We start from the raw sequence: 25,177 nt of genomic DNA, 5'->3' as shown, positions 1-25,177 counted from the left end.
ACCGCATAATCAGGTAGCGCACCGCCTCCGGGTTTTTATCAGCCAAACACCGGCAGCAGCAGAAACAGCTTAATCACCAGCGCGTTGACGATATCGATAAAGAACGCCCCCACCATCGGCACCACCAGGAAGGCCATGTGCGACGGGCCAAAACGGTCGGTAATCGCCTGCATATTGGCAATCGCCGTCGGCGTTGCCCCCAGACCAAACCCACAGTGGCCCGCCGCCAGCACCGCGGCATCGTAGTTTTTGCCCATCATCCGGTAGGTGACGAATACCGCATACAGCGCCATCGCCAACGCCTGGACCGCCAGGATAATAATCATCGGCAGCGCCAGGGAGGCCAACTCCCACAGTTTGAGGCTCATCAGCGCCATGGCGAGGAACAGCGACAGGCTGACGTTGCCCAGCACCGACACCGCGCGATCGAACACCCGATACAACCCCGCCAGCGCCAGGCTGTTGCTAAGGATCACGCCGATAAACAGCACGCAGACGAAGGTCGGCAGCTCAAAGACGCTGCCCGCCAGCAGTTGCGCAACCACCTTGCCCAGCGTCAGACAGATGGCGATCAGGGCGATACTCTCGATCAGCACCAGCGACGTGATCACCCGCCCCACGTCCGGCTTTTCAAAGGCGGTCGGCGCCACCTGATCGTCCGGCGTCCCGTCAGGAGAGGAAGAGTGCTTCACCAGGTAACGCGCCACCGGGCCGCCGATCAGACCGCCGAGCACCAGGCCGAAGGTCGCGCAGGCCATCGCCACCTCCGTGGCATTGGCAAAACCATAGCGCTCAATGAACAGCTTGCTCCACGCCGCGCCGGTGCCGTGGCCGCCGGAAAGGGTGATAGTGCCAGCCAGCAGACCCATCAGCGGATCCAGCCCCAGCAGCTTCGCCATGCCGATACCGAGGGCGTTCTGCAGCAGCAGCAGACCAACCACCACAATCAGGAAGGTACCCAGCACCTTGCCGCCCGCCCGCAGGCTGGCGAGGTTGGCGTTAAGCCCGATGGTGGCGAAGAACGCCAGCATCAGCGGATCTTTGAGGCTCATATCGAAATCAATTTCGATATCCATACTTTTTTTCAGCACCAGCAGCGCCAGCGCCACCAGCAGACCGCCGGCAACAGGTTCAGGAATGGTGTATTGCTTGAGGAGGGGAACGGTTTGGACGAGTTTTCTGCCGAGTAACAGCACAAGCGTTGCGGCAACGAGCGTCGATAAGGTATCGAGATGAAACATAAAAAGCTCCTTATGGCGCATGATCCATTCACACGCGACGATATTCCTGGTGTCTTTAGCTTCTCATCATGAGGAGTCAGAGGGGGATTTTACGCAGAACGGCGGAAAAAATGACAGAAAAACATATTTTGTATCCTGAATGATGCGATTTAGCATACAAAATGTTAATTATCTCGTTGCGCATATTCACGGCATAAATTTTTATGAGCAAACGCTGGCAAACGTTTGCTTTTGGTCTACAGTCCGATAAAATTCCCGCTTTGCCACCTTGGGATTGCTTGTGATGTCCGTTAACACCGCAGAGTCAGAAAATGCGCAACCGGTTGCGCATAAACCAGCCAGCGAATTAATCTACCGCCTCGAAGATCGCCCACCGCTACCGCAAACCCTGTTCGCCGCCTTCCAGCACCTGCTGGCGATGTTTGTCGCGGTGATCACCCCGGCGCTGTTAATCTGCCAGGCTCTCGGTCTCCCGGCGCAAGATACTCAACATATCATCAGCATGTCGCTGTTCGCCTCGGGCGTGGCCTCCATTATTCAGATCAAAGCCTGGGGCCCGGTCGGTTCCGGACTGCTCTCCATCCAGGGCACCAGCTTCAACTTTGTCGCCCCGCTCATCATGGGCGGCACCGCGCTGAAAACCGGCGGCGCCGACGTCCCGACAATGATGGCCGCCCTGTTCGGCACCCTGATGCTGGCCAGCTGCACGGAAATGGTCCTTTCCCGCGTCCTGCATCTGGCGCGTCGCATCATTACCCCGCTGGTCTCCGGCGTGGTGGTGATGATTATCGGCCTGTCGCTGATTCAGGTCGGATTGACCTCCATCGGCGGCGGCTACGCGGCGATGGCCGACCACACCTTCGGCGCGCCGAAGAACCTGCTGCTGGCGGGCATCGTGCTGGCGCTGATCATCATTCTCAACCGCCAGCGTAATCCCTATTTGCGCATCGCTTCGCTGGTGATTGCCATGGCGGCGGGCTATCTGGCGGCGTGGTTCCTCGATATGCTGCCGGCCAACACCGCCCCGACCAACAGCAGCCTCATCACCGTTCCGACGCCGCTGTACTATGGCCTCGGCATCGACTGGAGCCTGCTGCTGCCGCTGATGCTGGTGTTTATGATCACCTCCCTGGAAACCATCGGCGATATCACCGCCACCTCCGATGTCTCCGAGCAGCCGGTCTCCGGTCCGCTGTATATGAAACGCCTGAAAGGCGGCGTGCTGGCTAACGGCCTCAACTCCTTTGTTTCCGCGGTCTTCAACACCTTCCCGAACTCCTGCTTCGGCCAGAACAACGGCGTGATCCAGCTGACAGGCGTCGCCAGCCGCTACGTCGGCTTTGTGGTAGCGCTGATGCTGATCGTCCTCGGGCTGTTCCCGGCGGTGAGCGGTTTCGTACAGCATATCCCTGAGCCGGTGCTCGGCGGCGCCACGCTGGTGATGTTCGGCACCATCGCCGCGTCCGGCGTGCGCATCGTCTCCCGCGAGCCGCTGAATCGCCGGGCGATCCTGATTATCGCCCTGTCGCTGGCGGTGGGCCTCGGCGTGTCGCAACAGCCGTTGATCCTGCAGTTCGCGCCGGACTGGCTGAAGAATCTGCTCTCCTCCGGCATCGCCGCCGGCGGTATCACGGCGATTGTTCTGAATTTAATTTTCCCGCCGGAAAAAGCCTGATTTAACGCGCCCCCGGTCGTGCCATCGGCCGGGACGCTCCCCCTGTTGTCCTCCACCGCCTGCTCCGTCACGGAAATAAACCACGCCTGCCTTGAGAAGTGCGCCTAAATCGGGCATAACACGGTTATGTGCATCTCACAGAATGGAAGACCATGAAATTTCTTGGAAAGCTGATTCTCTGGCTGCTAGTCGCTCTGCTGCTCGTCATGGTTGGCGCGTGGTTCCTGCTGCAAACCCACTGGGGCGCCCGCCAGGCCAGCGCCTGGCTCAGCAATGGCACCGGCTGGCAGGTCTCCTTCGATGCGATGGATCATGATTTCTCCTCCCCTCTGCATGTGCAGTTGCAAAACGTCGCCTTTGGCCGGGAAGGCAAGCCGGCAACCTTGGTGGCGAAAACGGTCGATATTGGTTTCAGCACCCGCCAGTTTAGCGACCCGCTGCATGCGGATGAGATTGTCCTTAACGACGGCACCCTGAATCTGTCCCCCCACTCTGCCGACCTGCCGTTCGCTGCCGACCGGCTGATGTTGCGCAATATGGCTTTCAATAGTCCGGAAACCGGCTGGGCGCTCAGCGCGCAGCGCGTCACCGGCGGCGTCAGCCCATGGGCGCCGGAGGCAGGCAATGTGCTGGGGAAAACGGCGCAGATCCAGATGAGCGCGGGTTCAATGACGCTCAACGGCGTCGAAGCCAGCAACGTCCTGATTCAGGGCAAGATTGATCAGGGCGAAGTCACCCTCTCCACCCTCGGCGCCGATGTCGCCCGCGGCACCTTAACCGGCAATGCGAAACGCAGCGCCGACGGCAGCTGGCTGGTGGATAACCTTCAGCTAAATGAGATCCGACTGCAGAGCGCCGCCTCGCTGGCAGACTTTTTCGCGCCGTTAACCACGGTCCCCTCTCTGCAGATTGGCCGCCTGGATATCACCGACGCCCGCCTGCAGGGGCCGGACTGGGCGGTAACCGACCTCGACCTGAACCTGCGCAACCTGACGCTCAGTCACGGCGACTGGCAGAGCCAGGACGGCACGCTGTCGATGAATGCCAGCGAATTTATCTACGGCTCGCTGCACTTTTTCGACCCGATCGTGAATGCCGAATTTTCACCCCAGGGTATTGCCCTGCGCCAGTTCTCCTCGCGCTGGGAGGGCGGCATGGTGCGAACCTCCGGCAACTGGCTGCGCGCCGGTAACGCGCTGGTGCTCGACGACACCGCCTTCGCCGGGCTGGAGTACACGCTGCCGGCGAACTGGAAGCCGCTGTGGATGACGCCGCTGCCGGCCTGGCTGCAAAGCCTGACGCTGAAAAAATTCAGCGCCAGCCGCAACCTGATCATCGATGTGGACCCTGCCTTCCCATGGCAAATTACCGCTCTCGATGGCTATGGCGGCGAGCTTCAGCTGGTGAAAAACGGCAGCTGGGGGGTGTGGAACGGTAGTGCGACGCTGAACGCCGCGGCGGCAACCTTTAACCGAATTGACGTGCGCCGCCCTTCACTCAAGCTGAGCGCCACGGCGTCGACGCTCAATATCACTGAGCTCAGCGCGTTCACCGAGCGCGGTATCCTGCAGGCTACCGCCGCGGTATCCCAGCTGCCGCAGCGCCAGGTCAATCTGAGCTTGAACGGCCGCGGCGTGCCGCTGAATATTCTGCAGGCCTGGGGCTGGCCTTCGCTCCCCATCAGCGGGGATGGCAATCTCCAGCTGACCGCCAGCGGCAGCGTGCAGGCCGATGCCCCGCTCAAGCCGACGGTCAACGCACAGCTTAGCGCCGTGAACATGGAGAAACAGCAGGTGGCGCAAACGATGCGCAACGGCGAGGTCAATACCGCCCCCGCCGCGCCAGCGCCCGCTCCCGTCACGCCATAGCGATATCCCATCATCCTCTCCCCCACGGGAGAGGGAAGGCTTCTCAGCAAAAACGCCGCTCTGGCTACGCCCTCTCCCTGTCAGGGAGAGGGTCTGCAGGCATTCTGAAACCTGTGTGCAATAAGCGGCTATCTGTGCCTATTTACCGCTACTGGTTCCCTTCAAATATCAGAGTTGCTATAACCAAAATACTGGAAGTCGATAAAAAACCGCTCCCTGTCCCTACAAAAATATAAAAGGATCAATCATGCCTGAAATACGTCAGCGTATTCTGGAGAATATGCAAAAATTCTCCCGGGCCATGATCGGCGCCGTATTGTTCTTGCCGGTCATTGGCTTAATTCTGGCCCTCAGTTCAGTATTAACTAATCCGACATTAATTGCTGAAACCAGTTTCCTGCACCAGCTTGGGCAGATGCTCGGCGACACCTTTTGGCCTTTATTTGGCAACCTCGGCTTATTATTTTGCGTCGGCATTAGCTATGGTCTGGCAAAAGATAAAAAAACCGAAGTCGCGCTGGTTGCGGTGATGTGCTTCATTATGTTTCTTGGCGCCAACCACTCCTGGCTGGAACACACCCACGGACTCGCCGAAAAAATTAACGGTGAATATTATGGCACCGGGCAAACCCAGCTGCTGGGCTTTGTGGTGGTGGATATGGGCGTTTTCCTTGGCATTATTCTCGGCTGCACCATCGCGTGGGTGCACAATAAAGTCTCTACCATTGACCTGCCCGGCGCGCTGTCGATGTACGGCGGCGCCAAGCTGACGCTGGTGGCGATGACGCCGGTGGTTATCTTCTACGCCATCGCCTTTACCTGGATTTGGCCGTTTATGACCCACGGCATCTCCGCCCTCACCGGCTTTATGAAAAATGCCGGGGTCGCCGGGGTCTTCGTCTATGGTTTCTTTGAAAAATTTCTTATCCCGACCGGCCTGCACCATTTTGTCTGGTCCCCCTTCCAGCTCACCCAGATTGGCGGCACCCTGAACGTGGACGGCCAGGTGGTTTCGGGTACCCAGGCCATTTTCCTCGCCTATATGCGCCACCCGGATCTGACCCCGGTGATGAATGAGGCCCTACGCTTCTCACAGCAAGGGATGACCACTATCTTCGGCCTCGCCGGCGCCTCGCTGGCGTTCTACCACACCGCGAAGCCGGAGAAAAAAGTAATGGCTAAGGCGATTCTGCTGCCGGCGATTATCACCTCCATGCTGACCGGCATCACCGAGCCGATTGAGTTCACCTTTTTGTTTGTCTCGCCGCTGCTGTGGGTGATCCATGCGACGTTAACCGCCGCCTCGCAGGCCATTTGCGACCTCTTCACCGTACGCCCCTGGGGCGCATCGGGCCTGATCGAATTTCTGATCTATAACCTGCCGCTGCCGGTCTCCTTAACGCGCTGGCCGGGATATGTCCTTATCGGGATCGGCCAGTTCGCCGTCTACTACGTGATTTTCCGCACCCTGGTGGTGAAGCTGAATCTGAAAACGCCGGGCCGGGAAGATGACGAGAACGTGAAGCTCTACAGCAAAGCGGAGTACCGCCAGAAAGTCGCACAGCCGCAGTCGGTTACCGATGACATTATCCGCGGCCTCGGGGGCAAGGAGAATATTCTCTCCGTCGATAATTGTTTTACACGTCTGCGCGTAGCCGTGCGCGATATGGCGCAAGTTGATGACGCGCAATTAAAAAATACTGGCGCCAACGGCGTGGTGCGCAATCGTAATGAAGTTCAGGTTATTTATGGCGTAAAAGTGGGACAGGTACGTTCCCGGGTTGATAACTGGTTAGCAGAAAATTAATGAGGAGTTTGTATGAAATTAACCGTATTAGGCGGGGGCGGCGTTCGCTCTGCATTTTTAGCGAAATCTCTGGCCTATAATGCTCACCGCATTGGTTTAACGGAGGTGGTTTTTCTCGATAACTCTGCGGATAATCTGGCGATATTCGGCGAAATTGCCCGCTATGTATTTACGACCATTCGCCCGGATATTCATTTCACGACCACCACCGACCCGGTCGCGGCGCTGCAAAACGCCAATTATATTATTACCACCCTGCGGGTCGGCGGCGATGAAAGCCGCATTCGCGACGAGCGCATTGCGCTGCAACATAACACCCTCGGCCAGGAGACCACCGGCGCCGGCGGCTTCGCGATGGCCATGCGCTCGATCCCGGCGATCCTCGACTATTGCCGGCTGATCGAAGCCCATGCCGCCGAAGACGCCATTCTGTTTAACTTTACCAACCCGTCAGGCCTGGTGACGGAAGCGATCGTCAAGTCCGGCTTTAAGCGTCGGGTCTATGGGATCTGCGATGCGCCTTCCGAGCTGATTCGTGAACTGCCGGCGATCCTCGGCTGTGAGGAGCGCGACCTGAGCGTGGAATGCTATGGGCTGAACCATTTCTCCTGGTTTACCCACTTCACCGTGCGCGGGGAAGCGGTGACCGAGCGGCTGATCGCCAGCCCGGCGCTGTACCAGAAGACCGCGATGCAGTACTTCTCACCCGAGCTGGTGCGGCTGTGCGATAACCAGTTACTCAACGAATATCTCTATTATTACTACTATCGCGACGAGGCGCTGAAGGCGATTCAGGGGGCAGGCGAAACGCGCGGGGAGCAGATCGCCCGTATCAATCAGGAGATGCGCCAGGCGCTGCGCACCGTGGATGCCAGAACGCAGCCGGAAGCCGCCTTCAATATCTGGATGCAGCACTACCTGCGCCGGGAAAACAGCTATATGCAGAACGAATCCCGGCAGGAGAAATTTCATACCCGCGAGCCGCTGACGCTGCGGCAGTTTATCGAAGAGCCGGACACCGGCGGCTATGCCGGGGTGGCGCTGGATATTCTGGAAGCGGTGAACAGCACCACCACCAAGCGGATCGTGGTGTCGATCCAGAATAATGGCACGCTCGACTTTTTGCGCCCTGACGACGTGATTGAGATCAGCTGCGACCTGAGCCGGGAGGGCCTCAAGCCGGTCACGCCGACGAAGGTGCCGACGGCGCAGAAGAATATGATTTCCTGCGTGAAAGAGTATGAGCGGCTGGCGGTAGCGGCGATCCTGCAGCAGGATAAGTCGCTGGCGGTGCGGGCGCTGATGGCGCACCCGCTGATCGGTTCCTGGTCGCTGGCGAAAACCCTGGTCGAAGCTTATCTCGACGATAAGCAGTTCGCCGCCTGGCGGTAAATCACTGACCGGACCTGGAGGCGTAGGCCGGGTAAGGCGCAGCCGCCACCCGGCAACATGGCGGCGCGGCGCCTGATATATTGCCCGGCGGCACTGCGCTTAGCGGAGCTACCTATTGCCAGGTGCGCGGGTAAACCACATCTTCAGTAGCCGCTCAAAGCCTAGGATGCAGTAGCCGAAAAACGGGTTGCTCCAGTAAATATCATCGTCGAACTTCTGCGGATCGTGAATGATAAACGCCGTATCCGCAGCCTGCGCCAGCGGGCTCTGATAATCACCGGTAAAGCAGACCAGGTTGATCTCCTTCCCCTCCAGGGCCTTCACCCAGTTGAGCGCCGAGCTGCTGCGCCCGGATTTAGAAATGATCCAGATGGAGTCGAAGCGAGCGGCGTTTTTCTGCTCAAGGATTTCGTAATCCGGCCACAGCGCCAGGCTGGCATTCACCCCAGTGACGAGAAACTTGTTATAAATATACTGGGCAATCAACTGCGAAAAACCGCTGCCGTGGATCAGGATGCGCTGCTGCGCGAGGCTTGCCAGCAGCGGCGTCAGCGCCTCCGCCGGCTGAATGCTCATATAGTCGATATCGTTGGTGACATCGAGCTTCGGCATGGTGATATTGAACTTGATGAAATAGACCAGCTCCAGCCAGCCGCTGAACTTAAGCTTTTTCGCCAACCGCACCAGCGAAGAGGGGTTACTGTAGCACTGCTCCGCCACGGCGCGGATCCCCTGGCGGATACACAGCTCCGGGTCGTTCTGGATAAAGCGCAGCACGGTCATTTCCGTTTTGCTTAGCTTCACGTCACGAAAGATATTTTCTAAGTCCATGGCGGGCTCCTCTCAGCGGCAGCATACGCTATCACCGTTCAGGAATAGCGTCTGCGGCCTGAGTCACCAGACTGAAATGAATGTTACTTTTTGTACAAAAATGGAATAAAAAAACCCTCTCCGCCGGAACGAGGGTGAACAAGGCGAGAATAATGGGGAGGGTGGCGCCGTCGCCCATGATGCCGTAGCCAATTTTCTCTTTGACGGACAAAACAGGATCTTTCATATGGGCACAATTCCCTTGGCGGCACCACAGATGGGTACGGGTTACATTTTTTATCAGCCTTTGCCGCAGGAAGATGAATTAGGTCATTATCGGAATATGTTTCATGTATTTTGCGATCGCGTTAGCCTGAAAAGAGTATGAAAAAGTGTAACTCATGGATTTTGAACGGATTTGTCTCAGACTGTTCTGCAAAGTCCAGTTTTAACAGTAAAAAAGTGCGTTCAGGTATGTGGTAAACGGCTGAAAGTAGCTATAATGCGCCCCGCCTCCATGTAGCAATCGAGGCGCGGAAGATCGTCATCTCCGGTGAGGTGGCTGGACTTCAAATCCAGTTGGGGCCGCCAGCGGTCCCGGGCAGGTTCAACTCCTGTGATCTTCCGCCAGTTTGCCTCTGCTCGCCCACTGCCACGCCCAACCAAACTGAGTCGCAAAACCCATCATCTCAGCCAATCATTTTCATCCAAACCCTGCGTTATTTTGTCTCCTGCAAACCCGTTACACTGACGCAAAGGCCGCGTGTCGTTGCCAACCGAAACAGGAGAGCCATGATGACCCCCGAACTGAGACACTGTTTTTCCATTACCATCCAGGTTGATAAACCGGTGATAGTCTCCCGCAGTCCGCAGACCGGCAAGCGCCAGCTGATCCCGATTCTCGGCGGCAGCGTCTCGGGTCAACTGCGCGGCCACGTGCTGCCCGGCGGCGTCGATAGCCAGATTATCGGGCCCGACGGCACATGCAGGCTATCCGCCCGCTATGCCCTGCAGGTGGAGGAAGGGACGGTGTACGTGGAAAACAACGGTATCCGCCGGGTGCCGGCCCACTATCATGACCAACTGTTCGCCGACGATATGCGCTTTTTTAGCACTATTCCGCCGGAAGATATCTATTTTCGCACCGTCCCCACCTTCGAGGTTGATACCCCCGCGCTCAGCTGGCTAACCACCTCGCTGTTTATCTGCGCTGGCGGGCGTACTCAGGATGGGGTGATGCTCGATTTCTATCAGGTGGGCTGATTTTCACTTTCTGCATATAACTGTTATTGCCGTTAACCCGTTTTTCCCCTCCCGGCACCGGTCTACTATCGCGTCATCGCTTTATTCACCCGATTCACAGACCGGAGCAGTTATGAAAGCTATCGCCATTACTCAAGCCGCCGCTGACGGCGACAATATCCCTTTTTTAACCGAGATCGACCTGCCGGTCCCCTCCGCCCACGGGCGTGACCTGCTGGTTGCCGTGAAGGCGGTCTCGGTCAATCCGGTAGACACCAAAGTGCGCGCCGGCTTCCAGGGCGACACGCCGCGGGTGCTGGGCTGGGACGCCGTTGGCGTGGTGCAGTCCGTCGGCGAGGAAGTGACGCTGTTCGCGCCAGGCGATGAGGTCTGGTACGCCGGCGCCCTGGGCCGGGCCGGCAGCAACAGTGAATATCAGCTGGTGGATGAGCGCCTGGTGGCGCACAAACCGCGCACCCTCGATAACGCCTCCGCCGCCGCGCTGCCGCTGACGGCGATCACCGCCTGGGAGCTGCTGTTTCACCGTCTCGGCGTCACGGAAGGCGGTAACGCGGGCGACACGCTGCTGATAGTCGGCGCGGCGGGCGGCGTGGGCTCGATCCTGACCCAGCTGGCCAGCAAACTGACCGCCATGACGGTGATCGGCACCGCCTCGCGTCCGGAGAGTCAACGGTGGGTCCGCGAGGCGGGCGCGCACCATGTTATCGATCACAGCAAGCCGCTCGCCGACGAGCTGGCGCGAATCGGCATCAACGCGGTGACCCATGTCGCCAGCCTGACCAACACCGACCAGCACTTCAACGCGCTGATTGACGCCCTCGCCCCGCAGGGCAAGCTGGCGCTGATTGATGATCCGGAGACCCTGGACGTGGTGCCGCTGAAAGCCAAAAGCCTCTCCCTGCACTGGGAATTTATGTTCACCCGCTCAATGTTTGAGACGGATGACATGATCGCCCAGCATCAGCTGCTGACCCGCGTGGCGGCCCTGATCGACAACCACACGATCAAAACCACCCTCGGCGAACACTACGGCGCCATCACTGCCGACAATCTGCAGAAAGCGCATCGCCAGCTGGAAACCGGACGCGCGGTGGGCAAGATTGTGCTGGAGGGATTTTAAGATGATAACCCTGCTCGCCGTGCTCAAGGCGAAACCAGGCCAAACGGCCGCGCTGCGCCAGGCCCTGCAGAAGCTGCTCCTGCCGACGAGACAGGAGCCGGGCAATCTCGACTACGCGCTTTTCCAGCTGCGCGACGCGCCGGACACTTTCTACATGCGCGAAGCGTGGCGTGGGCAGGACGCCCTTGATGCGCATGTAGAGATGCCCTATTTTCAGGCGTTTGTTATGCAGATGGAGCGTCTGCTGGCTGAGCCGCTGCGGCTGGACTACCTGACGGCGATTGAGCCCTAAGCGGACCAGCAGGTGGGGGGCGACAAATCACGCCCTTCGCCTGCCAGGCTCAAAAATTGGCGGGAAGCGGTTGGGCGATAGTCATCAACACCCCGCGGTGGATAATAATATAACCGCCTTTGCGCAGCTCCGACAGAATCGACATAATGCGGCTACGCGACAGGTTGGTACGCCGCTGGATAAACCTTAATACATTGATCTGTCTACGATACGTCTCCGAATAGACCGCCAGCTCCATTAACAGGATGCGCACCATCTGGTAAGAGTCCACCCCCAGCAGCTCCTGCTCGCGCATGCTCAACACCATCAACCGCTGCGTCAGGATATGGGCCATCTCCTGCCACAGGTTTTTCTCATTCAGGATATTGACCGCGGCCTGATGCGCTATCCAGCGCCCGCTTAAATCCGTCTCAGCAAACAGAGAACAGTGGCGTTTATCCGGGAGCCCGTTAAACACGCCATAATTATCAATTAATCCCAATATTGCCGGGGCGAGGATCGTCGATATCACCAGTTGATTTTCCGCAAAGCAAACTGAAGCCACGCCTTCTTCGAGGAGAATGAAGCCGGATTCGCTTTGGGCCAAGGGAAAATGGTAATAGTTTGACTGCGCCAGTTCAAAAGGGGTGCTGACAGGCCGGAACGCGGATAATAAAGATTCCACCGCAGGTAACGGTTTTGTCCGTCGTCCATAAAAAAAAGAGGGTAATGACCGGGAATTCTGGCCGTTGGCGTCAGGTTTCGACATCGTGTTGTGTCATTAAGTCAGGTTGAAGGGCATGATTTTCAGCGGTAATAGTATCAACACGCGCAATCATGAATAAAAACCAAGTCGTTTCCATAATAAAAAGAGTGTAAGCATTATTATCGGCATAAGCGGTTTACCTCGATTTTCCATCACTAAAAAACAATAATTTTCGTAAATATTTATACGGCTTAGTCGCTTAAATGATAAACCTGTCTTATAAATTGCGGCTCCGGTGACTCGCTCGCTTACGCCGTGCCTGATGCCGCTTTCCCCCTCGCATCTCTCCCAGTCCAGGCTACCCTTATCGATGCCACTGACCACCCGCATCCATCTCCCGCTCTATTCGATCAAGAGGTTTCGCTATGCTGATCAACGCTATAGGTACCTACTCCGCCAGCCAGCCGCTGGAATCAATGGCCATCACCCGCCGCGAACCGGGGCCGCAGGATGTGCAGATCGCCATCGCCTACTGCGGCGTCTGCCACTCCGATCTCCACCAGGCGCGATCGGAATGGGCGGGAACGCTCTATCCCTGCGTGCCGGGGCATGAAATTGTGGGCCGGGTCACCGCGGTCGGCGACGCTGTCTCGCGCTACGCCGTCGGCGATCTGGTGGGCGTCGGCTGCATGGTCGATAGCTGTCAACAGTGCGAGGAGTGCGCTGAGGGGCTGGAGAACTACTGCGACCATATGGTGCTGACCTACAACGGACCGACCCAGGACGCGCCGGGCCACACCCTGGGCGGCTATTCACAGCAGATCGTGGTTAAAGAACACTACGTGCTGCGGATAACCCATCCCGAAGCGCAGCTGGCCGCCGTCGCGCCGCTGCTGTGCGCCGGGATCACGACGTACTCGCCGCTGCGCCACTGGCACGCCGGGCCGGGTAAAAAAGTCGGCGTGGTCGGCATCGGCGGCCTTGGGCATATGGGAATCAAGTTGGCCCACGCCATGGGGGCTCACGTGGTGGCCTTTACCACCTCCGAATCCAAGCGTAATGCGGCCAGAGCGCTGGGCGCCGATGAGGTGGTGGTGTCGCGTAACGAAGACGAAATGGCGGCCCACGTCAAAAGCTTCGATTTCATCCTCAACACCGTGGCGGCGCCGCATAATCTCGATGCCTTCACCACGCTGCTGAAGCGCGATGGCACCATGACGCTGGTGGGCGCTCCGGCCACGCCGCATCCGTCGCCGGAAGTGTTCAATCTGATCATCCGCCGCCGGTCGATTGCCGGGTCGATGATTGGCGGGATCGCGGAAACTCAGGAGATGCTCGACTTCTGCGCTGAACACGGCATCGTCGCCGATATCGAACTGATCCGCGGCGATGAGATCAACGAAGCCTGGGAAAGAATGGTCAAGGGCGACGTGAAATACCGCTTCGTGATCGACAGCGCGACCCTCGCCGGCTAAGCGCCGCGGCGAAAAGTGCGCCGCCATTCGGTCGGACTGACGCCAAAGCGCGCTTTAAACTGCTGACGCCAGGTGACGGCAGAGAGATAACCCACCGCCTCCGCCACCTGCTCAACCGGCAGATCGCCCGCCTCAAGCAGGCTCTGGCTGCGGCGCAGGCGTTCGGCGGTCAGCCAGTCGGTAATGCTCATCCCGGTCGCCCGGGCGAAGTGGCGGGTCAGGCTGCGGCGGCTCATCGCCACCACCCGGGCCAGCGAATCGAGATTATGCGGCTCGGCAATATGCTGCTGCAGATAATCCAGCAGGCAGTTGATTCGCGCATCGCGGGTGTTTTTCGGCACCGGCTGGGCGATGAACTGCGCCTGGCCGCCCTCGCGGTGAGGTGAAACAATCAGCCGCCGGGCGATCTGGTTGGCCGCGAGGCTGCCGAAACGCTGGCGGATGATGTAGAGGCAACAGTCCAGCGCCGCCGCGGTGCCCGCCGAAGTAATGATCCGCTGGTCGTCGACATACAGGGCGTTGATATCCAGCCGCACCTGCGGAAACCGACGCTGAAAATCCTGCTCAAACTCCCAGTGGGTCGCCGCGCGTTTCCCGTCCAGCAGCCCGGCGTAGCCCAGGACGAACGCGCCGAGGCACAGACCGACGATTTCTGCGCCGTTATTCCGGGCCCGCACCAGGCTATCAAGCAGCGCCTGCGGCGGGCGCCGGTCAACCTCGCCCCAGTAAGGCACCACCACGATATCCGCCTGTTCCAGCACGGCGTAATCGCCGCTGGCGTACAGCGCAAAGCCGTCGCGGGCGCGCAGCAGCCCCGGCCGCTCGGCGCAAATGTGCAGGTTAAAGCGTTTGCTTTCAGAGACCGAATCGCCAAACAGCATGCAGGGAACGGCGTAATGAAACGGGCTAAAGCCCTCTACGGCAACAATCGCCACGTCGGTGAGTTTCATCGTTCCTTCCCCTTGCGCACGTTAATAAACCACGGTTTCCCCATCCTGCGGGATACACACTACCTCGGCTATCTGATTATCCAGCGCATACTGGCGCATCTCTTCCCGGCTCACCAGGCAGTGGTTGACCGCTTCCAGGTGAATCGCCATGATTTTCGCTTCCGGCAGGGTGAAGTGTACGTTCAGGAGATCCTCTTTGCCCATGATAATCGGGCCAAAGCCGATGACGTGGGCGTAGCCGGCGTTGAGGACCACCACGTCCGGGCGCAGCTTCAGCAGGTCGGCTGCAATTTCATCACGCCAGATGGTATCCCCCACCAGCCACAGCGTCTTCTCCTGCGGATGGCGAAACAGCACGCCGCAGGCCTCGCCCAGGCGTTCGGCCATCGCCGGCACCGCGTAGGTGCGATCGCTGCCGTGCTGGCCGGAGGTGGTTTTCAGCAGGCGCACGCCGGCAAATTCGCTGTCTGCCGTCAGCAGGCGGATATCCTGGAAACCCTGGCTGCGCAGCAACGCGCCGTCGGCTTCATGCTGGACGAACACCGGCAGGGTTTTCGGGATCGCGGCGATCGCCGCCTCGTCCCAGTGATCGTCATGGGTATGGGTGACGATCACCGCGTCAACGTCGATGATTTTATCGCGGGAAAAAGGCAGCGCCACCAGCGGGTTGCGCAGCTCGCTGCGCGCGGTGCCAGGAAAACCCGGCCAGGCGCCCTTGTCCGCCAGCATCGGATCGATCAGAAACTTTTTCCCGGCGTATTCAATAATCTGGGTCGCGTTACGGATATGGGTGATGTTCATGTTGGCGTTCCTCAGGGGGGTGATTTGACGAACATCGTACTGAGTACCAGCCTGGCGCAATAGGGGCATTTGGGCAAGGATCGATGAAATCGGGCCAACCTGCGGCGATTGCTATCCGCCTCCGGCTATGTTGTTCTGAAGGCTCCATTTTTGACAGGAGTGGCAGGATGAAGAAAAAACTGACCGCCGCCGATATGCACGACCCGCAGGTCATCGCCGAGACGCCGTGGTTCAGCATGCGCAAGGTGGGTATTGATATCGCCCCCGGCGAGCGCCGCGACTTTTACGCCATTCACTATCCGCGCCCGGCGGTGGGGATTGTAGCTATCCAGGATGACAAAGTGCTGCTGATTCGCCACTACCGCTACCTGATCGACAAGGTGGTGTGGGCCATTCCGTCAGGCGGCGTTGACGAAGGGGAAGATCCGGCGGCGGCCGCGCTGCGCGAGCTGCGGGAAGAGACCGGCTGGCAGGCGCAACGCGTCGAGGAGATCATTCGCTTCAACCCCTCCTACGGCAGCAGCGACCAGCTGTTTATCACCTGGCTGGCCACCGGTTTACGCTGGGTGGGGATGGATGCGGATCAGGATGAAGTGATGGAAACCGGCTGGTTTACCTTTGAGGAGATAAACCAGCTGATCGCCCGCGGCGAAATGCCGGACGGGCTGTCGCTGGTGCCGCTGCTGCAATTGATGGCGCAACCGCGCACCGGGCAGGCTACGGCTTAAGCATCCGCCAGCGGAACCACAGCTGGGCAACCAGGATCAGCACGCCGCCGATAATCTTCTGCAGCGGCAGCTGTTCGCCATACCACAGCGCGGCGGCAATGACCGTCAGCAGCGGTTCGAGCACCATAATGATCGCCGCGCTGGCCACCGCCGCGTACTTCTGCCCCTTCATCTGCAGACCGAAGCGCAGGCTGGTGGCGATGACAATGCTGGCCACCAGCCAGCCGAAGGTCGGCAGGGTCATCGGCTGGTCCCAGCGTTCAACGGCAGCGGAGAGGGTCAACCCGACGATACCAGTGATCGCCAGCTGCACGGTGGTCAGGGGGATCAGCGGTACTTCGCGCGCGCAGCGGCTGGTGTAACAGAACCAGATGGACTGCACCAGCGCCGTCAGCAAAAACCAGCCCTGGCTGGGATGGAAGACTATCGGCATGTGCAGGCTGAGCAGGCCCAGGCCCACCACCGCGATCGGCAGGCACTCCCACCAGGCCCGCGGCGGACGCACCTTCATCATCACCCACGCGGTCAGCGGGACGAACATCATCGACAGGCTCATGATAAACGCCCCTTCGCCGAGCGATGCCGTCGTGGAGACCGAGTAGATCCACAGGCAGAGGTTGAGCGCAAACCATAGCCCGCTGATGATGAGCTTTGGCCAGTGCTGCTTTTGCGGGCGAAACCCGCGGCAAAACGGCAGCAGCAGCAGCGCGGCGAAGAAAAAGCGCAGCCCAAGGAACGCGAATACCGGCATGCCGGCGATCGCCTCGCGGGAAAAAATCCAGCCGCAGGCGGCAATCACCGTCGCGGCAATCAGCAGCAGATCGGCCTGCCGTTGGCGTACCATACGCGCCTCTCCCTGTAAGTTGGCTTACCAGCCCGGCACCGCGCCGCCGTTGAAAATAGTCTCTGCCGCCTTCGCCACCTCCGGCGACTGGTACGACTGCATAAACTCTTTCACGTTTTCGGCGTCTTTATTGTCTTCACGGGTCACGATGATGTTCACGTAGGGCGAGTTTTTATCTTCGATAAAGATGCCATCGCGAACCGGCGACAGCCCGGTTTGCTGCAGGTAGGTGGTGCTGATGATGGCCACGTCGACTTTAGGATCGTCGAGTACGCGCGGCAGTTGCGCCCCTTCCAGCTCCATAATTTTCAGGTGATGCGGGTTGTCGGTGATATCCACCGCCGTCGGCAGCAGGCCGGTACCGGCTTTGAGGGTAATCAGCTTCTCTTTTTGCAGCAGCAATAGCGCCCGCCCGAGGTTGGTCGGGTCGTTGGGGATGGCGATCGTCGCGCCGTCTTTCAGTTCGGCGACTGACTTTATCTTGCGCGAATAGCCGGCCATCGGGAAGACGAAGGTATTGCCTACCGCCACCAGATGGTAGTTATGCGCTTTGTTGTCCTGCTCAAGGAAAGGCCGATGCTGGAAGACGTTGGCGTCCAGATCCCCGGCGTTGGTCGATTCGTTAGGCAACAGCGAGCCGCTGAACCCCACCAGCTCAACCTCCAGACCATACTTCTCTTTGGCCACTTTCTTCGCCACTTCCGCCACATCCTGTTCAGCGCCGTTAATCACGCCGACCTTAATGTGCTTCGCTTCATTACCCTTTTGGTCGCAGCCGACCAGCGCCAGACCCGCCAGCATTACCGCGGCGGCGGCACGTAAACGTAATCTCATCCTCTTCACCCTGTCCGTCCTGACTGTCGTTGTTTTTTTCGTGCAAAACTATAGCGACTTTCGGGTGGGGTAATAAACAGCAAACCACGCAACCGGAAATAAAATCATCTTCGCCAGGCGCGAAGCGCTAGCCCCGTCGCCACTCGCCCGGCGTCACGCCATAGCGCATTTTGAAGCGCTTCGAGAAGGACGCCAGCGACTGAAAGCCGCAGCGTTCGGCAATGACCTCGAGGTTGGTCTGACGCTCCAGGCGCAGCAGCCGGGCGGCCAGCGCCATTCGCAGCTGCGACAGCCACGCCTGCGGCGTCAGGTGATAAACGCGGGCAAAATGGCGGGCAAAGGTGGCCCGCGACAGAAAGGCGCGGGCGGCCATGGTTTCCAGCGTCCACGGCTGCTCCGGGGTCGCCATCACCGCCAGCACCGCCGGCATCAGGCGCTCATCGCTCATCAGACGCAGCAGCCCGCCTGGCGGCTGCTGCTCGCCAAGCAGCATGCGCAGCAGCAGCACCAGCAGCGTATCGCCGAGGCTGCGCACGATAGCGCTGCCGCCGGGACGCTGCGCCAGACTTTCGCGGACCAGTATGTTAAGCAACGGCTGCAGCTCCGGGCAGTCTTCGCGCGCATCGGTATGGAGATGGATCAGCGTCGACGCCTCAGTGAACAGCCAGCTGACGTGCGGACCAAAATAGAATTCGCCGCACAGCATCTCCAGCGCCCCCTCCGCCGGGCCGGCGCGCATTTCCGTCACCGTGCCGTTAAAGCGATGCGCCACCGGCAGCACCTGGCCCCACTCCACCAGGCTCTCCATCAGGTGCGGCGAACCGTGCGGCAGGAGGACCACATCTCCCGCGCGCAGGTGATGGGTCTGGCCGCCGACGTTGAGCCGCCCCTCGCCGCGCAGCACCACGTGCCATGGCACCACGCCGCTGCGCATTTGCTGGTGCCCGGCCTGCCAGCGGCCGCCGAAGCGACAGTGCAGGTTCACTTCGCAGCGCGGCGCCAGCAGCGCCAGCAGATGACTGAGACTGTCCATGCTTCTCCTGAGACGATAAGACAAAAAGGTGAGACGAAGACCGCCAGTCTAGCATGCGGCAACCGCCTAAGATGACCCCAATGCCAACACACACCCTCGAAAACAACAGGAGTTAACCATGAGCCGTTTAGCTGATATCCGTGAACAAGACGCCACCGGCAAAGCCGCCGATATTTTCGCCGGGATCAAAAAAGCGATGGGCAAAGTGCCGAATGCCTACCTGACCATCGGCGGCCACTCGCCGGCCGCGCTGCAGCAGGCGCTGGCGCACAATGCGATGCTACATAAAGGCAGCCTCAGCGCCCAACAGCTGGAAGCCATTAACCTGTCGGTCAGCGAAGCCACCGGCTGTGACTACTGCCTGGCCGCACATACGCTGATGGCGAAAAAAGCCGGCTTCAGCAGCGAACAGATCCACGCCCTGCGCCGCGGGGAGTATGCGGAAGAGGCACAGCTTGATGCGCTGGTGAAATTTGCGCAGACGCTGGTGACCACCACCGGCACGCTGCCGGAAGCCGACGTCGCCGCGCTGCGCAACGCCGGTTTTAGCGACCAGCAGGTGATTGAGATTATCAGCGCCATCAGCGCGATCCTGTTCACCAATATGGTGAACCGGGTTAACGACACGGTGGTCGACTTCCCGAAAGCCGATTAATCCGTCGCGCAGCGCCGGTTTTACAGCCCCAGGTCGCTGAGCCCCGGATGATCGTCCGGGCGACGCCCCTGGGGCCAGTAGAACAGGCGCTCGCTTTCGGCGATCGGCAGGTCGTTGATGCAGGCGTAGCGCGTCTGCATCAGCCCGTGCTGATCAAACTCCCAGTTTTCATTGCCGTACGAGCGAAACCAGTTGCCGCTGTCGTCGCACCACTCATAGGCGAAGCGCACGGCGATGCGATTTTCCTGCCATGCCCACAGCTCCTTAATCAGCCGATATTGCTGCTCCTTACGCCATTTTCGCTGCAGGAATTCGACAATTTGCCCCCTGCCGTGGACAAACTCGCTGCGGTTGCGCCATTCGCTGTCCATGGTGTAGGCCAGAGCGACCTTTTCGGCATCGCGGCTGTTCCAGCCATCTTCCGCAGCGCGGACCTTCTGGATAGCGCTGTCGCGAGTAAACGGCGGTAACGGGGGACGTTGTTCGGTCATGCTGACTCTCCTCTGCGGGCTAATTGCTGCTGCAGGCGCTGATTCTCCTGCTCCAGGTCATGAATACGTTGCTGCAGGTTCTGGCTGTACTCCGCCACCTGCTGCGCGCTGTAGCGCGGCGTAATGTGCTGCGGGCAGTTCCAGTCAAACGCCTGCAGATGAAAAAGAAACAGGCGCTCGATGCGGGCGCGATAGTTGGCCGGCGCCACCTGCGCCAGCAGCGGCGGGTGGTTCTCTGCCGCCACGACCTCGACGGTGGCGTAGATTTTCAGCCTGGCACGGCGCGGGTAATCCATCAAAAACAGGCAGGCCCGGTCGCTGCCGCGCAGGTTGCCGGTGGTGATGTACTGACGGTTGCCGCCGAAATCCGCCATCGCCAGGGTGGTATCGTCCAGCAGATGCAGAAACCCCGGCGGGCCGCCGCGATGCTGAATGTAGGGCCAGCCGCTCTGCGACACCGTCGCCAGATAAAAGCTGTCGCGGGTGGCGATCATCCCCGCTTCGCTGTCGCCGAAGCGGTCGGCCTGGCGTCGGCTGTGCGGCGTTTGCCACAGCTGGTCGCTGCCCATTTCATGCTGCACATCCATCACGTCCGGGGTGATGGCGATATCGAGAAAGGTTGCTGCCATAGCGCCTCCTGTTGTCAGGCGCCATCATGGACTGTACTGCGAAAAATGATAATACTGGTTTAGTGGCAATCATCTTTCCAAAAATCGGGAGAATAATGGATCGATTAAGCGCGATGGCGCTGCTGGTGAAAGTGACCGAGCTGGGGAGTATGTCGGCGGCGGCGCGGGCGCTGAATATGCCGTTGACCACCGTCAGCCGCCATATCGGCGAGCTGGAGAACGCGCTGGGGGTGCGCCTGCTGGCGCGGACCACCCGCAAACTGACGCTCACCGACGCCGGGGTCGATTATGTCGCTGCCGCGCGGCGGATCCTTGAGGAGGTGGAAAACGCCGAACGCCAGGCGACTGGCGAGTATCAGGAACCGAAAGGCGAGCTGGTGATCTCTGCGCCGACAATGTTTGGACGCCAGCACGTTCTCCCGGTGATTGCTGAATTTATCGCCCGTTACCCGCAGATTCACGTCCGTTTGCTGCTCAGCGATCGTAACGCCGACCTGGTGGGCGACCATATCGATCTGGCGGTGCGGATAGGCGACCTGGCGGACAGCAGCATGGTGGCCACCCGCCTCGGCAGGATGCGCATCGTGGCTTGCGCCCATCCGGCGCTGCTGGCGAAATACGGCGAGCCGCAGCGGCCGCGCGATCTGGCGGCGCTGCCGATCATCCGCATTGAATCGCCGATGCCCTATCGCGGCTGGCGCTTTCGCGCCGCTGAGCGCGAGGACCAGTTGATTAACCTGCCGCCGGCGTTATCGGTCACCACGCCGGAGAGCGCTGCCGATGCCGCGCGGCTGGGGGTGGGCGTAGCTCGCTTACTGCACTATCAGGCGCTGGACGGCCTGCGACAGGGTGAGCTCCGTCTGCTGCTGGAGCGCGTCGAGCCGGAGCCGGCGCCGGTCCATTTGCTGTATACCGCCCGGGACCTGGCGCCGCTTAAGCTGCGAAAATTTATCGATTTTGCCGCGCCGGCGCTGCGTCAGGCGCTGCTGCGCATCGCCGGGGCCGCTTAGTGCGTCGCGGTTTTCAGCGGCGCCTCCTTTAACAGCCAGGAGAGGACAAACGCCACCGCCATAATGCAGGCCGCCATGAGGAACGCCGCGTGGATCGCCGCGCCGAAGGCGTCGAGATAGTCGAGGCGGATATCCGCGGGCAGGTGCTGCACCGCCACCGGATTCATTCCCGACGGCAGTACCGCGCCTTCCGGCAACAGCTTTTGCAGGTTGCTCTGCAGCACGTGCGTGAACACCGCGCCAAACAGCGCCACGCCGATGGAGCCGCCGATCGAGCGGAACAGGGTCACGCCGGAGGTGGCGACGCCGTAAAGCTTCGCCGGCATCGCGTTCTGTACCGCCAGGACCAGCACCTGCATCACCAGCCCCAGACCGGCCCCCAGCACGCCGGTAAACAGGTACAGCTGCCACAGCGGTGAGTGAATGGTGATCCGGGTCAGCAGCACCATGCCGGTCACGCCAAGCAGGGTACCGAGGATCGGAAACAGGCGATATTTACCGGTACGGCTGATAATCCGCCCGCTGATAATCGAGGTCAGCAGCAGGCCGCCCATCAGGGGGATCAGCTGCAGCCCGGCCTCGGTGGGGGTCGCCTCCTTCACCACCTGCAGATAGAGCGGCAGGAAGGTGACTGATCCAAACAGCGACATGCCGATGACGAAGCCGATCAGACTGCACAGCAGGAAGCTGCGGTTGCGGAACAGCGACAGCGGAATAATCGGCTCGGCGGCCATTCGCTCTTCGTAGATAAAGCCGATGACCCCCACGATGCCGAAGGCCAGAATGCACCACAGCTGCGGGTCATTCCACGCATGAACGCTGCCCCCTTCCGAGGTAAACAGGATGATGCACAGCAGCGCCATGCTGAGGTAAATCGCCCCCAGCCAGTCAATCTCATGCTGGCTGCGTTTATTGCTGCTGTGGAATACCGCGCCGATCACCAGCAGCGCGAAGAGGCCCAGCGGCAGGTTGATGTAGAAGATCCAGCGCCAGGAGGCGTGCTGCACCAAAAAGCCGCCGATCAGCGGGCCGATCACCGTCGCCAGGCCAAAAACGCCGCCGAACAGCCCCTGATAGCGGCCACGGCTGGCGGGCGGGATGACGTCGGCCACCGCCGCCATGCTGATGACCATCAGGCCGCCGCCGCCGAGCCCCTGCAGGCCGCGCATCAGCACCAGCTGGGTCATGTTCTGCGCCAGCCCGCAGAGGGCGGAGCCGACAAGAAACAGCCCAATCGCCACCTGCAGCACGATTTTGCGGCCGAACAGATCGCCGAATTTACCGTACAGCGGCACCGCGATGGTGGAGCTGAGGATATAGGCGGTAACCACCCAGGAAAGCTTGTCCAGCCCGCCCAGTTCGCCGACAATCGTCGGCAGCGCGGTGGAGACAATGGTCTGATCCAGCGCGGAGAGGAGCATCACCAGCAGCAAGGCGCTAAACAGGAGGCGTATCGACTGCACCGGTGGGTTCGCGACTTGAGAAGTCATCACAACACTCGCTTGAAATTAATTAAATGCATAATTAATATTTAGTGAAAGAATGAGTCGGGTCAAGAGATCGCCATATCATGACAGCACAAAAGGATCAGGATACCCCCCGCCGCCCGGGGCGGCCGCGCGGCAAAAAACCGGGTACCGCCAACCGCGAACAGCTGATGGACATCGCCCTGACGCTGTTTGCCCGCGACGGCGCGGCCCGCGTGTCGTTGAATGCCATCGCCAAAGAGGCCGGGGTGACGCCGGCGATGCTGCATTACTATTTCAGTTCGCGGGATGCGCTGGTGACGCAGCTGATCGAGGAGCGCTTTATGCCGCTGCGTAACCACATCAGCCGCATCTTTGTCGACCATCCGCAGGACCCGGTGCTGGCGCTGACGATGATGGTCGAGACGCTGGCGCACATGGCGGAGAAAAACGCCTGGTTCGCGCCGCTGTGGATGCAGGAGATCATCGGCGAGATGCCGATCCTGCGTCAGCATATGGACGCCCGCTTCGGCGAGGAGCGTTTTCAGGTGATGCTGGAGGCGGTGCGCCGCTGGCAGCGGGAGGGCAAGATTAACCCGGCGCTGTCGCCGGAGCTGCTGTTTACCACGGTGATTAGCCTGGTGCTGGTGCCGTTTTCGCGCATCCACAGCGATCCGCGTTTACAGGCGGTCGACCGCCAGACCATCGTCAGCCACGCGCTGGCGTTAATGGGCCATGGCGTCGGGGGTTAAGGCGTGGTTTTGACGCTTTTGTAGCCCGGATAAGGCGCCACGCGCCGCCATCCGGGATTTTCCCTGCTCGCGCTACGCTTAGCAGGGCTACAGAAATAACGGCACAACCGTAAATTTCCCTGCTCGCACTGCGCTTAGCAGGGCTACAGAAATAACGGCACAACCGTAAATTTCCCTGCTCGCACTGCGCTTAGCAGGGCCAGCACTCCCGTGTTATGTCCGGGCAGATTGCGCTCCCGATATTTCTTCTGCGTTATGCCTGGCATGGCGCAGGGAGCGCACAGGGGGCGGCCAGTCGCCGCCGCCCCCTGTACCCCCGGGCTCCGGCCAGCAAAATCGCCGCTACGCGGTACCTTCGACTTATCCCTGCAGGCTTCGGGTCGGGCCGAGGCAGCGTCCATGCAAAACACGGCCCTCAGCCCGCATCCATGCGGGCTGCCCCGGCCTTCCGGGAACGTCTCAGCGATTTTGAGGCCGCCAGCACCGGCAGTTTCAGTCGCGCAAGTGGGTATATCAACAACAGGCCGCTCGGCATCATGGCGGGCACAGCACGAACCGTAGGCCGGGTAAGGCGCAGCCGCCACCCGGCAAGAATACAGGTGCCGTGCCTGATATCCTGCCCGGCGGCGCTGCGCTTGCCGGTCCTGTTTGGGGCGAAACGACGGGAGAACTGTGTAGGCCGGATAAGGCATTTATGCCGCCATCCGGCACAATCACAGGTACGGTACCTGACCGCCCGGCGATATCAGGATCGTTACAGCGCCTTCGACAAATAGTGACGCTGCATCCCCGCATGCGGGAAGTCGGGCAGCGACATCTGCAGCTGATAGCCTAATTTCTGATAAAACGGCAGCGCCTGGAAGCTAAAGGTATCCACCAGCAGATGGCTGCAGCCCTGCGCCTGCGCCTGCCGCTCCGCCTCCTGCATCAGCTCGCTCCCCAGTCCGCGTCCGCGCGTCGCTTCGCTGACCCACAGATACTCAATGCACAGCCAGTTACCCTTGCGTTTGGCAATCAGCCCGCCCTGCATCACCCCTTGCGCATCGCGGGAGTAAACGCCCAGATCGCCAAACTGCGCCACATCAAGATACTGCTGATTATAGTGCCGCAGACCGGTAAACAATTCTTGTTGGTCGTCGGGATTAATGCTTTTTGTAATAATTAACGCCATTAACTATCTCCAGTATCGCGGTGCCGAAAGGTTATTTTTCCTCTCCACTTTCACAAAAAATTCTTATTTTCTCCATGATTATTTGCCTTAATTTTTTGCGTTCTAAAAGTAAGCAAAAAAACCTTTCCATTATCGCGGCGGATCGTATAATGGGAAAAAATGAGAATGATCATTCTCACCACAAA

Annotated in this window: 27 protein-coding genes and 1 tRNA gene; 14 read left to right on the top strand and 14 right to left on the bottom strand. The window is 59.8% G+C overall.

Annotation, left to right across the window (positions count from 1 at the left end; genetic code table 11):
- Positions 1-38: 38 nt before the first annotated feature.
- Complete coding sequence (gene gltS / locus ABLV52_RS08480; RefSeq protein WP_032454381.1) at positions 39-1,241, bottom strand: sodium/glutamate symporter; 1,203 nt, start codon at positions 1,239-1,241, stop codon at positions 39-41.
- A 283-nt stretch (positions 1,242-1,524) separates the two neighbouring features.
- On the opposite strand from gltS, the gene ABLV52_RS08475 reads away from it, so the two are divergent.
- From ABLV52_RS08475 to ABLV52_RS08460, 4 genes are all read left to right on the top strand, one after another.
- Positions 1,525-2,916, top strand: a complete 1,392-nt coding sequence (locus ABLV52_RS08475) for a uracil-xanthine permease family protein (RefSeq protein ID WP_004150226.1) — start codon at positions 1,525-1,527, stop codon at positions 2,914-2,916.
- Positions 2,917-3,068: 152 nt separating this feature from the next.
- A complete protein-coding gene (locus ABLV52_RS08470; RefSeq protein ID WP_348890273.1) occupies positions 3,069-4,784 on the top strand; it encodes an AsmA family protein in 1,716 nt (571 codons plus the stop codon).
- Between the two features lie 247 nt (positions 4,785-5,031).
- On the top strand, positions 5,032-6,591 hold the full coding sequence (locus ABLV52_RS08465; RefSeq protein ID WP_060589887.1) for a PTS transporter subunit EIIC: 1,560 nt from the start codon (positions 5,032-5,034) through the stop codon (positions 6,589-6,591).
- Between the two features lie 12 nt (positions 6,592-6,603).
- Positions 6,604-7,983, top strand: coding sequence for a glycoside hydrolase (locus tag ABLV52_RS08460; RefSeq protein ID WP_048335591.1), 1,380 nt, complete (start codon positions 6,604-6,606; stop codon positions 7,981-7,983).
- Positions 7,984-8,091: 108 nt separating this feature from the next.
- Here ABLV52_RS08460 and ABLV52_RS08455 read toward each other — a convergent pair whose 3' ends face one another.
- Positions 8,092-8,814: an SIS domain-containing protein gene (locus ABLV52_RS08455; RefSeq protein WP_348890272.1), complete on the bottom strand. Its 723-nt coding sequence runs from the start codon at positions 8,812-8,814 to the stop codon at positions 8,092-8,094.
- Between the two features lie 31 nt (positions 8,815-8,845).
- Positions 8,846-9,040, bottom strand: a complete 195-nt coding sequence (locus tag ABLV52_RS08450; RefSeq protein WP_101989326.1) for a hypothetical protein — start codon at positions 9,038-9,040, stop codon at positions 8,846-8,848.
- Between the two features lie 288 nt (positions 9,041-9,328).
- Here ABLV52_RS08450 and ABLV52_RS08445 point away from each other — a divergent pair.
- The 4 genes from ABLV52_RS08445 (at position 9,329) to ABLV52_RS08430 (ending at position 11,468) form a co-directional block, all read left to right on the top strand.
- Positions 9,329-9,423: transfer RNA gene (locus tag ABLV52_RS08445), tRNA-Sec, on the top strand.
- Between the two features lie 165 nt (positions 9,424-9,588).
- Positions 9,589-10,056 (top strand): DUF3237 domain-containing protein, encoded by a 468-nt coding sequence (locus ABLV52_RS08440; RefSeq protein WP_032454383.1) that lies wholly within the window; start codon positions 9,589-9,591, stop codon positions 10,054-10,056.
- A 112-nt stretch (positions 10,057-10,168) separates the two neighbouring features.
- Positions 10,169-11,176, top strand: a complete 1,008-nt coding sequence (locus ABLV52_RS08435; protein WP_044525062.1) for a zinc-binding alcohol dehydrogenase family protein — start codon at positions 10,169-10,171, stop codon at positions 11,174-11,176.
- A gap of 1 nt (position 11,177) precedes the next feature.
- On the top strand, positions 11,178-11,468 hold the full coding sequence (locus ABLV52_RS08430) for a putative quinol monooxygenase (protein WP_348890271.1): 291 nt from the start codon (positions 11,178-11,180) through the stop codon (positions 11,466-11,468).
- Between the two features lie 49 nt (positions 11,469-11,517).
- Here ABLV52_RS08430 and ABLV52_RS08425 read toward each other — a convergent pair whose 3' ends face one another.
- Positions 11,518-12,216: a winged helix-turn-helix transcriptional regulator gene (locus ABLV52_RS08425; protein ID WP_102005801.1), complete on the bottom strand. Its 699-nt coding sequence runs from the start codon at positions 12,214-12,216 to the stop codon at positions 11,518-11,520.
- A 362-nt stretch (positions 12,217-12,578) separates the two neighbouring features.
- On the opposite strand from ABLV52_RS08425, the gene ABLV52_RS08420 reads away from it, so the two are divergent.
- On the top strand, positions 12,579-13,628 hold the full coding sequence (locus ABLV52_RS08420) for an NAD(P)-dependent alcohol dehydrogenase (protein WP_044525064.1): 1,050 nt from the start codon (positions 12,579-12,581) through the stop codon (positions 13,626-13,628).
- Here the strand turns inward: ABLV52_RS08420 and ABLV52_RS08415 are convergent.
- Entirely contained in the window at positions 13,625-14,578 is a 954-nt protein-coding gene (locus tag ABLV52_RS08415) for a helix-turn-helix domain-containing protein (protein WP_023291396.1), read from the bottom strand. The two genes, ABLV52_RS08420 and ABLV52_RS08415, sit on opposite strands and share 4 nt — an antisense overlap.
- A gap of 21 nt (positions 14,579-14,599) precedes the next feature.
- Positions 14,600-15,379 carry an MBL fold metallo-hydrolase gene (locus ABLV52_RS08410; RefSeq protein WP_023291397.1) on the bottom strand — a complete coding sequence of 260 codons (780 nt, stop codon included), beginning with the start codon at positions 15,377-15,379 and terminating at the stop codon, positions 14,600-14,602.
- A 167-nt stretch (positions 15,380-15,546) separates the two neighbouring features.
- On the opposite strand from ABLV52_RS08410, the gene ABLV52_RS08405 reads away from it, so the two are divergent.
- Positions 15,547-16,107 carry an NUDIX hydrolase gene (locus ABLV52_RS08405; protein WP_072421076.1) on the top strand — a complete coding sequence of 187 codons (561 nt, stop codon included), beginning with the start codon at positions 15,547-15,549 and terminating at the stop codon, positions 16,105-16,107.
- On the opposite strand, the gene ABLV52_RS08400 is transcribed toward ABLV52_RS08405, so the two are convergent.
- The 3 genes from ABLV52_RS08400 to ABLV52_RS08390 all read right to left on the bottom strand — a co-directional run bounded on the left by ABLV52_RS08400 (position 16,097) and on the right by ABLV52_RS08390 (position 18,818).
- A complete protein-coding gene (locus tag ABLV52_RS08400; protein ID WP_023291399.1) occupies positions 16,097-16,951 on the bottom strand; it encodes a DMT family transporter in 855 nt (284 codons plus the stop codon). The two genes, ABLV52_RS08405 and ABLV52_RS08400, sit on opposite strands and share 11 nt — an antisense overlap.
- A 24-nt stretch (positions 16,952-16,975) precedes the next feature.
- Complete coding sequence (gene nlpA, locus ABLV52_RS08395; protein WP_023291400.1) at positions 16,976-17,785, bottom strand: lipoprotein NlpA; 810 nt, start codon at positions 17,783-17,785, stop codon at positions 16,976-16,978.
- 127 nt (positions 17,786-17,912) lie between these two features.
- Positions 17,913-18,818, bottom strand: a complete 906-nt coding sequence (locus tag ABLV52_RS08390) for an AraC family transcriptional regulator (protein ID WP_023291401.1) — start codon at positions 18,816-18,818, stop codon at positions 17,913-17,915.
- A gap of 118 nt (positions 18,819-18,936) precedes the next feature.
- Between ABLV52_RS08390 and ABLV52_RS08385 the strand changes: the two genes are divergently transcribed.
- Positions 18,937-19,473: a peroxidase-related enzyme gene (locus ABLV52_RS08385; protein WP_004145017.1), complete on the top strand. Its 537-nt coding sequence runs from the start codon at positions 18,937-18,939 to the stop codon at positions 19,471-19,473.
- A 20-nt stretch (positions 19,474-19,493) separates the two neighbouring features.
- On the opposite strand, the gene ABLV52_RS08380 is transcribed toward ABLV52_RS08385, so the two are convergent.
- Together ABLV52_RS08380 and ABLV52_RS08375 are read right to left on the bottom strand one after the other, a co-directional pair.
- A complete protein-coding gene (locus tag ABLV52_RS08380; RefSeq protein ID WP_348890270.1) occupies positions 19,494-19,964 on the bottom strand; it encodes a nuclear transport factor 2 family protein in 471 nt (156 codons plus the stop codon).
- Positions 19,961-20,593, bottom strand: a complete 633-nt coding sequence (locus ABLV52_RS08375; RefSeq protein ID WP_048298581.1) for a pyridoxamine 5'-phosphate oxidase family protein — start codon at positions 20,591-20,593, stop codon at positions 19,961-19,963. The genes ABLV52_RS08380 and ABLV52_RS08375 overlap by 4 nt, the downstream gene beginning before the upstream one ends.
- A 95-nt stretch (positions 20,594-20,688) precedes the next feature.
- On the opposite strand from ABLV52_RS08375, the gene ABLV52_RS08370 reads away from it, so the two are divergent.
- Positions 20,689-21,603 (top strand): LysR substrate-binding domain-containing protein, encoded by a 915-nt coding sequence (locus ABLV52_RS08370; protein ID WP_023291405.1) that lies wholly within the window; start codon positions 20,689-20,691, stop codon positions 21,601-21,603.
- Here the strand turns inward: ABLV52_RS08370 and ABLV52_RS08365 are convergent.
- Positions 21,600-23,093: an MDR family MFS transporter gene (locus tag ABLV52_RS08365; RefSeq protein ID WP_348890269.1), complete on the bottom strand. Its 1,494-nt coding sequence runs from the start codon at positions 23,091-23,093 to the stop codon at positions 21,600-21,602. The two genes, ABLV52_RS08370 and ABLV52_RS08365, sit on opposite strands and share 4 nt — an antisense overlap.
- An 80-nt stretch (positions 23,094-23,173) precedes the next feature.
- Between ABLV52_RS08365 and ABLV52_RS08360 the strand changes: the two genes are divergently transcribed.
- Positions 23,174-23,821, top strand: coding sequence for a TetR/AcrR family transcriptional regulator (locus ABLV52_RS08360; RefSeq protein WP_023291407.1), 648 nt, complete (start codon positions 23,174-23,176; stop codon positions 23,819-23,821).
- A gap of 754 nt (positions 23,822-24,575) precedes the next feature.
- On the opposite strand, the gene ABLV52_RS08355 is transcribed toward ABLV52_RS08360, so the two are convergent.
- Positions 24,576-24,992, bottom strand: coding sequence for a GNAT family N-acetyltransferase (locus ABLV52_RS08355; protein ID WP_348890268.1), 417 nt, complete (start codon positions 24,990-24,992; stop codon positions 24,576-24,578).
- Between ABLV52_RS08355 and ABLV52_RS08350 the strand changes: the two genes are divergently transcribed.
- Complete coding sequence (locus tag ABLV52_RS08350; protein ID WP_032429230.1) at positions 24,967-25,083, top strand: hypothetical protein; 117 nt, start codon at positions 24,967-24,969, stop codon at positions 25,081-25,083. The genes ABLV52_RS08355 and ABLV52_RS08350 overlap by 26 nt on opposite strands.
- On the opposite strand, the gene ABLV52_RS08345 is transcribed toward ABLV52_RS08350, so the two are convergent.
- The gene (locus tag ABLV52_RS08345; protein WP_032454401.1) at positions 25,043-25,165 is read right to left on the bottom strand and encodes a hypothetical protein; all 123 of its coding nucleotides are present in this window, start codon (positions 25,163-25,165) and stop codon (positions 25,043-25,045) included. The genes ABLV52_RS08350 and ABLV52_RS08345 overlap by 41 nt on opposite strands.
- Between the last annotated feature and the right edge of the window lie 12 nt (positions 25,166-25,177).

This window comes from Klebsiella sp. GB_Kp056, from assembly GCF_040064755.1.
Lineage (GTDB): Bacteria > Pseudomonadota > Gammaproteobacteria > Enterobacterales > Enterobacteriaceae > Klebsiella > Klebsiella quasipneumoniae.
Note: the sequence above shows the minus strand (reverse complement) of the source record. Positions and strands in the feature narration are given on the sequence as shown.